Raw genomic sequence first — 2,423 nt, forward strand, 5'->3', positions numbered from 1 at the left:
GTAATAAATACTGCCACCTGAGCTAGAGCCTGAATCAGATGAAGGAGTCGCTACCGTAGCCGCTTGCTTACCTTCAACGTTTATAGTCACAGTTTGAACTGCAGAACTATCAAATTTATCTTTAGCTACATAGCTAAACGTTACTACATGATCGGATTCGCTCGTAGGAGTTAGTTTAAACAATCCAGTATCAGGCTCAAATGTTAAAGTTCCTGAGTTTGGCTCGGTTACCACTTCAAATTCAAGTGTATCGTTGTCGCTATCTAATGCTGAAAAGCGACCATTCACTTCACTCTTATAAGAGGTGTTATATGTTACATTTTGAGCTTGTGGGGCTGTATTTGTCAGTTTAATAACAACATTATGAAGCTCTGATTCAACTAAAGAATCTTTCACTGTAAAGCTAACTGATACTGGCTCAACCGAGTCACCACTTGGTGAAAAGGTCACGCTACCTAAAGCAGAGTCCATTAACTGAATTTGCCCATGAGCAGGCGAATTTTTAATTTGAAATACTAATGGCTCTGCGTCTTCATCCATACCTTCTAGATTAAAGTTAAGCGGTGTATTCCAATGAGTTTGCAGTGTCATATTATTTGCTGTTGGTGCTGTATTTTTTAGCTCTAACGTTAAGCTTGATAACGCTGAACGTGAACGCTCTTTTACTGTGTAGTAACTAAGCTCGTCAATGCCTACAGCGCCCGATGGTATATAAGTTAATAGACCCGCCTGTCTGTCGGTAAACTCGACCCTACCCAGAGTTGGTCTCTTATTTAAAACTACATAATCAATATCATCTGATACAGGTAAATCTATTTGTATGCTTTTTAAAACATGATCAGAGTAGCTTACAGCTTCAGGCTTAGCTAAAGGCTCAGCAACTTGATTAGAAAACACCTCCAATGACTGACCTGCCAACAAGGTATAATCAACATTATTATACGTAGAAGTTGCTAACCAACTGTCATTATTCTTACGCTTAGCAGTGTATGAAACCACATTGCTATCTAGGTTATATTCACCAAACTGATCAGAACACGAATACTGCACAAACCCAGCTCTTACAGACACAATGTTATTTAAAGTGTTTTGGCACACTTCACTAATTAATGTTGTCTGCCCATTTAAAGCCACTTTATAAAGTGAGCCATTATAGGTAGAGGCAACTAAAGTTTCTTCTCCATTAATAACAGTGTTAACCAAACCGTTAAAGCTTTGCTCTAAAGCAACTTTAGAAATAGTGTTTTCAGAGTAGTCATAACTAATGAGGTAATCACTAACGAGACTAACCACATCTATATTTTCGTTATTAAGAAAGCTTCCAGTTACTATTGAACTCATGCCGCCCCAATAAAATCCTAAGCGAGGCGATGTTTTTAATAACTCTCCAGTTTGCCCATTTAATACTTTAAAAAAGGTACCTTCACTTCCGGTATGCTCAGCGCCATTACCTACTATTATTTCTAACTTGCCATCATTATTAATATCTAACGTTGTTAAGGTACTAATGTAGTCTCCGCCGCCAAGATATGTTTGAAATAGCTCTTCACCCGTTTCAGGTGAAAACACCTGTACATTCGCATCGTATATAGCAGAGCTGCCAGTAATAATATAATTCTTACCATCATCAAACAGCTGAGCAGTAGTGACTAAATTGTTATTATCCCAATCGTTATTAACGCTTATATTTGTAAGTATTTTTTCATTAGTTTGTGTATCTACTATGTGCAAAGCGTTACTGTCACGCTCGGAATAAAGTATATCTAAGCTTCCGTTATTATTAATATCAGCAAGTGCTAACGCTTTATTTGAGTAGTACTTAATGCCTTTAGCCCACTGCTGGGCTTTATCATCCGTGTTGTGAATATAAAAACCATCTTCACCTGACGAAGAATAACCTGAGCCCCAAGCAATATTTTGTTTGCCATCGCCGTTAAGGTCATCTACAACAATGCCCGACACACCATGCTCTGGATTATTAATACTCCAAAACTCAACGCCTGTTGTGAGTGAAAGCGCATATAAGCTCCCCCACTGACCATCGCCGTAAACTAAATCATCGGTACCATCATTATCGATGTCTGCAACTATTACTTTATCGATATCTAAGTCGCTTTGGGCTGTCCATAAAATACTTTCAGTGCTTGGGCTAAGCATTTCTATGCTGTACCAACTTTGCCCATTAATCACTTCATCTAAGCCGTCGTTATTAATATCAACAGTAATTAAATGCTCGCCATTAATACTTACACTAAGTTGTTTGTGCAGTACAAATTCTGAATTTTCAAACCTATAAACTGCACCATCACTAAATAAAACTTCTTTTGCATTAGCCTCAGTAAACGAGCCTGTCACAAAATTTTGTGGTACGTTTTCAAGTACCGCAATTTCAGATAAATCGAGCGAGTTAAGAACAAAAAGCT

General features: G+C 37.9%; 1 protein-coding gene. It reads right to left on the reverse strand.

Going from position 1 to position 2,423, the window contains the following annotated elements:
- Positions 1-2,423: Ig-like domain-containing protein (locus H5072_RS17000; protein ID WP_182694210.1), on the reverse strand; the 2,423-nt coding region annotated here is incomplete at both ends.

Source organism: Pseudoalteromonas sp. SR45-5 (genome assembly GCF_014163565.1).
Lineage (GTDB): Bacteria > Pseudomonadota > Gammaproteobacteria > Enterobacterales > Alteromonadaceae > Pseudoalteromonas > Pseudoalteromonas distincta.